This window comes from Halobacillus sp. BBL2006, assembly GCF_000786645.1.
Taxonomy (GTDB): Bacteria; Bacillota; Bacilli; order Bacillales; family Halobacillaceae; genus Halobacillus.
Genome location: NZ_JRNX01000534.1, coordinates 1 through 4,802 on the forward strand (window position 1 = coordinate 1; position 4,802 = coordinate 4,802).

5 protein-coding genes are annotated in these 4,802 nt (G+C 40.5%); 2 read left to right on the top strand and 3 right to left on the bottom strand.

The genetic code is table 11. From position 1 onward, the window contains the following. Positions 1–157 precede the first annotated feature (157 nt). A complete protein-coding gene (ezrA, locus tag LD39_RS15355; RefSeq protein ID WP_035549152.1) occupies positions 158–1,849 on the bottom strand; it encodes a septation ring formation regulator EzrA in 1,692 nt (563 codons plus the stop codon). A 160-nt stretch (positions 1,850–2,009) separates the two neighbouring features. On the opposite strand from ezrA, the gene hisJ reads away from it, so the two are divergent. Then, the gene (hisJ, locus tag LD39_RS15360; RefSeq protein ID WP_035549155.1) at positions 2,010–2,813 is read left to right on the top strand and encodes a histidinol-phosphatase HisJ; all 804 of its coding nucleotides are present in this window, start codon (positions 2,010–2,012) and stop codon (positions 2,811–2,813) included. On the opposite strand, the gene refZ is transcribed toward hisJ, so the two are convergent. Next, positions 2,803–3,405, bottom strand: a complete 603-nt coding sequence (gene refZ, locus LD39_RS15365) for a forespore capture DNA-binding protein RefZ (RefSeq protein ID WP_035549162.1) — start codon at positions 3,403–3,405, stop codon at positions 2,803–2,805. The genes hisJ and refZ overlap by 11 nt on opposite strands. 125 nt (positions 3,406–3,530) lie before the next feature. Here refZ and LD39_RS15370 point away from each other — a divergent pair, with 125 nt between their 5' ends. Then, positions 3,531–4,010, top strand: coding sequence for a GAF domain-containing protein (locus tag LD39_RS15370; protein ID WP_035549163.1), 480 nt, complete (start codon positions 3,531–3,533; stop codon positions 4,008–4,010). Positions 4,011–4,141: 131 nt separating this feature from the next. Here LD39_RS15370 and LD39_RS15375 read toward each other — a convergent pair. Then, positions 4,142–4,802: sensor domain-containing diguanylate cyclase (locus LD39_RS15375; RefSeq protein WP_035549165.1), on the bottom strand; the 661-nt coding region annotated here is incomplete at its 5' end.

Below are 4,802 nucleotides of genomic sequence, written 5' to 3' on the forward strand. Positions count from 1 at the left end.
AAGTTCTTTTCCAGTGCAGAAGAAATATTTGCCGTGCTATGCTCTTCAGCCTTCTGAGGGGTATCTTGAGAAAGAAAGACACCGAAAACAGTTCCCCAGAGGAGTACTGTCGCTGCCCCCAGCCCGGTCAAAATCCACTTCTTCATCTAACCACTTCCTAAACCAGTACTTGTTCTTTTTCCTCAATTCGAGAAAGAGCTTCTGGATCAACTTCTTTGATTGCTTCTGAAGCAATCTCAAGAGCTTCCTCATAATGATAGGAGCGGAATTCATTCTCTGCTTCAAGCAGTCTTGCTGCAAGAATCGGATATTTACTCTTATACCGATTTCCATACTGGATAAGACGCTCTGTATAACAAGCTTTTTCCATAATCTTTTCCGCGTGTTCATGAAGGTTTTCCGTTAGTGCGGCTGCCTCCTGTAACTTCGCATGTACTTCCACCATATCCAGCGGTTGTTTCTCAAGACTTTGAAAAGCTTCATCCATCTGCTCACTCGCTGTTTTCATATTTTCATAAATGGAAGTTGGAATTCCTGGAATATTACTCCTTTTCAACCGACGGTGTGTATCAAGTAATAACTGCTCCATATTCGATAGCTTTGTCTTAGCTTCAACTTCATCTTTTCGAAGTGTCTGAATCCGTTCATTGAAATGCTCGTGCTTTTCCTGAATCTCATCAAGCTGTTGCTTTACTAGCTCCAGCTGCTCTCGTATTTCAGTATATGCCGTTTTCCCATCCTGACGTTTATGGTCGACACTCGATACTTTATTTTTCATTTGGTTGTACCATGACTTGATCCCACGATAAGCTTCCACATCCTGATCGTCTAACTGATAAGCAGTTTGTGTTTCTTCAAGTTCCCTCTCTGTCCCTGATAAAACCTGAGATAACCGATCCAGCTGAGCTTGAATGGGTTTATAATGTTTGTCTACATAATTATGAGCTACGGCTTCATTTTCGAGGACTTCATACATCTCTTGAATGCTGGTTTCGATTTCAAGAATAAGCTCCTCTACATCTGATTGGTCCGCTTTTTCCAGCTTTATTACACTTTCCTTCAACATCTCTTCATATTTCTCAATTTCAGGATAATAGTCGAGGTGAGAGATGCGGTAACCCTCTCCCTCCATCTCTTCAATGCCACTCTTCAATTCATTTAATAAATCAGGAAGTTCGGAGTGAGCCTTCCGATATCGCTCTGGGAAATAAGCAATCTCGTCTTGCAAAATAAGAAGCTCATCACGTATCGATTGAACAAGCGAATTGGCTTCAAGATAATTGCCTTGTTCAGTCAGCTGCTCATATTGTTGCAACTTCCCTTTCAATTCCTCGACTCGTTTCTCAAAAACATAGACCGCCTTGCCAAATTGATGACGGCTGTGAATTAGCGTTTTTGATAGTTCTTTCAATTCCGGTTCCAAAGATTCGATCTCAATCCTGCTATTTTTCTCAGAGTCCAAGAGGTTTTCTAACTCCTCGAACATTTTCTGAATATCTTCCTCTATATTCAGAAGTTTTTTCTCTGTATCTGCCAACACTTTTTTCACGCGTTTCCACTGGTACTTATCGGCTGCCTCTTCCGCATCAAATAAATCCTCTTCTAGTGCCGGCAGCTCCTTGGTTAATATTCGATCCCAGCGACTGCGCCATTTCTCAAACCTCTCCTGTGTTTCTCCTGACAAATTCAAGCTCTTGACCTTGGACAACTCTTCCGTTACTCTTCGATTCATGATGTCCATCTTCCAACTCTCGAGACGATCGACTTCATCATAAACCTTTTTACGCCAAATCAGTCCTATGATGAAGAGTGCAATCAATAGCAAAATAGCCCCAATGACGTACTTCATAAACAGCCTCCTTACAGTTCCAAGTCCAACATATGTATACGACCCGTTTTAATAATTAATTGTATATAATGATATCATGTAAAGAACGATTTTGGCTAAAATATTTCAAAATAATTAACTTATTGACAATAATTTCTATCAAAGAAAGGAGAATCCACTAATGAGAGACGGGCACATCCATACTCCTTATTGTCCGCACGGGACCTTAGACTCTTTTCGACTCTATATTGAAAAGGCTATAGACTTAGGATATAAGACCATGACATTCACAGAGCACGCACCTTTACCTGAATCGTTTACCGACCCTGTCCCTTTAAAAGATAGCGGGATGAACATGGCTGATGTCGAAAGGTATATTTCAGAACTAAAGAAACTTCAAGAAGAGTACCAAAAAAACCTGGAGTTGCTTATCGGCTTTGAAGTGGACTACATCGCAGGATATGAAAAAGAAACGGAGCGATTTTTAAATGAATTCGGGCCCCAATTAGATGACAGCATTCTATCCGTTCATTTTATTGAAGGAAACCAGCAATGGTACTGTATCGATTTTAGTCCGGATATGTATGAAGCTGCTTTGAATGACCTTGGTGGGAACGACGCTTTGTACCGTGCCTATTTCAAAGCGCTAAGAAAATCGATCAAGGCAGACCTTGGTCCCTATAAACCCCGTCGAATTGGGCACATGACCCTTGTGAAGAAATTCCAGGATTTGTTCGCTCCCCCAGAAGACTGGGAAGAGTATGCTTTTGAAGTACTTGAATCAATCAAAGACTCGAATCTTCAGCTTGATTACAATGGAGCGGGCACACAAAAGCCCCACTGCAAAGAAACTTACCCTCCTTCAAACATTGCGGAGCAAGCTTCTGCTATGGGGATTCCATTAATCTATGGGTCAGACGCTCATAAGTCTACGGGTTTAAAGCAAGGATTCGATAAGATAAATACCAGAATCGTTATGCCTTAGCAGCCAATTTTTGTACGGACTTATAATTGGACATTAATTCACTGTACACACTGACAAAGTGGCTGATAGATGCTTCTGTAATAAAAGGATCTTTAAACTCTTGAGGCATCATGAACGGTGCATTCAATAAGCCCTTCAATTGCAGGAGACATAATTTCTCCTGGAAATTCACTTCTATTTGAGACGACTTTTGAAATAAAATCTGAGTCAGTAAGTGATTTTCTTTGGCTAAATAGGTTACAAGCATTTCCCTGGCAAACACCGTATTCAATGATAACTCCCGATACAGCAAACAGGAAAGTTGATAATTCGATTGTTTATAATGTAGAATTTTTCTCACTAAAGATTCTAGGCGTTCATCGACCTCTGAATAATATTCATTTTCAAGAATATCTAAATAAGGTTCAAAGTAACTGATAGCAAGAGACTCAAACAACCCTTGTTTACTGTTAAAGTAATAGGAAATCAAAGAAACGTTGACACCCGCTTCTTTTGCGATGTCCCTAACGGAGGTTCCATTAAATCCTTTACTGTAAAAAAGGCGGCAGGCAACATCTAGCACTTTTTGACGTGTGGCATTCTGTCGGTTCATCCTTTTTCCCCCTCCCTAAGAGATATTCTATATCTTATAAGAGAATCCTGCCATAATCGTGCATCAAATACTGACATATTCAGTGGTTTTTTTGTCGAAACAACCATACAAAAGGAGGAATTTTTATGTTTCAATCTCAATTCTATACAGGAAACAAGCAAGAAAACTATGAACTTTTACTCAAACAACTAAAAGCACTCGTTGAAGATGAGAAAGACGAAATTGCTAACCTTGCTAACGCTTCTTCCCTGCTCAATCAATTTTTAGATGACGTCAATTGGGTCGGCTTTTATTTATGGAAAGAAGACCAGCTCGTCCTTGGACCGTTTCAAGGATTGCCGGCATGTGTCCGCATCCCTGCAGGAAAAGGGGTATGCGGAACAGCTATTGAAGAAGGAAAAGTCCAACGAGTTCAGGATGTCCACGCCTTCCCTGGACATATCGCATGTGACGCAGCAAGCCAGTCGGAAATCGTTGTTCCCATCTACAAAAATGATCAACCTTATGGAGTTCTAGACATTGACAGTCCTTCAAAGGGGCGATTTGATAAAGTCGATGAAGAATACCTGGCTAAATTTGCAGAAACGCTCCAGCCTTATCTATAATCTAAAATATCCCTTCACTTTTAGAGTGGAGGGATATTTTAGATTAGGGCAGTGATTTGGTTATTGGTTTTATTTACGAAGATTATCAAAAACGCCTGTGTGTTTATTAAGGTTAAGAGAAAAGCGAGCTATTACTTAGCGCCGGCAACAATTAGACGATTCTTCCCAAATTCTTTCGCTCTATATAATGCCTGGTCCGCTTGTGCCACAATCTGCTTTCCATCCGGACGATCTGGCGCATTCCAGGAAGATAACCCACAAGAAACCGTAACAGAAGGTATTGTAACTATTGAAATTCGCTCACGGATCTTATCAGCTAAGTCATATGCTTCTTTTTTTGAAATGAAAGGGAGATAAACGGCCAGTTCCTCACCTCCCCAGCGTGCAGCTATCCCAAGGTTACCTAGCTGTTCCTGAATGGCTCTAGCCACTTGCCGAATAACGTCATCTCCCTTTTGATGCCCATACGTATCATTAATCTGTTTGAAATTATCGATATCAAACAAGATAAAATGACCTGACTGATCCTCTTGGACATGTTTTATTATGCATTCATCCAGATAGTTTCTTGAATGCAGCTTAGTTAAGTAATCCGTAATAATCGTTTGTTCCAACTCTTCTCTAAGCATTGAATTGGCAAAAGCGAGCGTGGAATGCTGAACAAGTGACTGAATAAGTTTAAATGACTCGAAACTGAAAAAATAAGGGTCCTTATGGAGCACAATGGCTATCCCATTAAAGTGCTCATGATCAGTCATAGGTACAGCCATGACAGAACGAAAATATGGCTTG

Bases quoted from the DNA above. Each gene is read 5' to 3' on its own strand.
- hisJ (WP_035549155.1), top strand. From the start codon at position 2,010: ATGAGAGACGGGCACATCCATACTCCTTATTGTCCGCACGGGACCTTA.
- LD39_RS15370 (WP_035549163.1), top strand. From the start codon at position 3,531: ATGTTTCAATCTCAATTCTATACAGGAAACAAGCAAGAAAACTATGAA.
- refZ (WP_035549162.1), bottom strand. From the start codon at position 3,405: ATGAACCGACAGAATGCCACACGTCAAAAAGTGCTAGATGTTGCCTGC.
- ezrA (WP_035549152.1), bottom strand. From the start codon at position 1,849: ATGAAGTACGTCATTGGGGCTATTTTGCTATTGATTGCACTCTTCATC.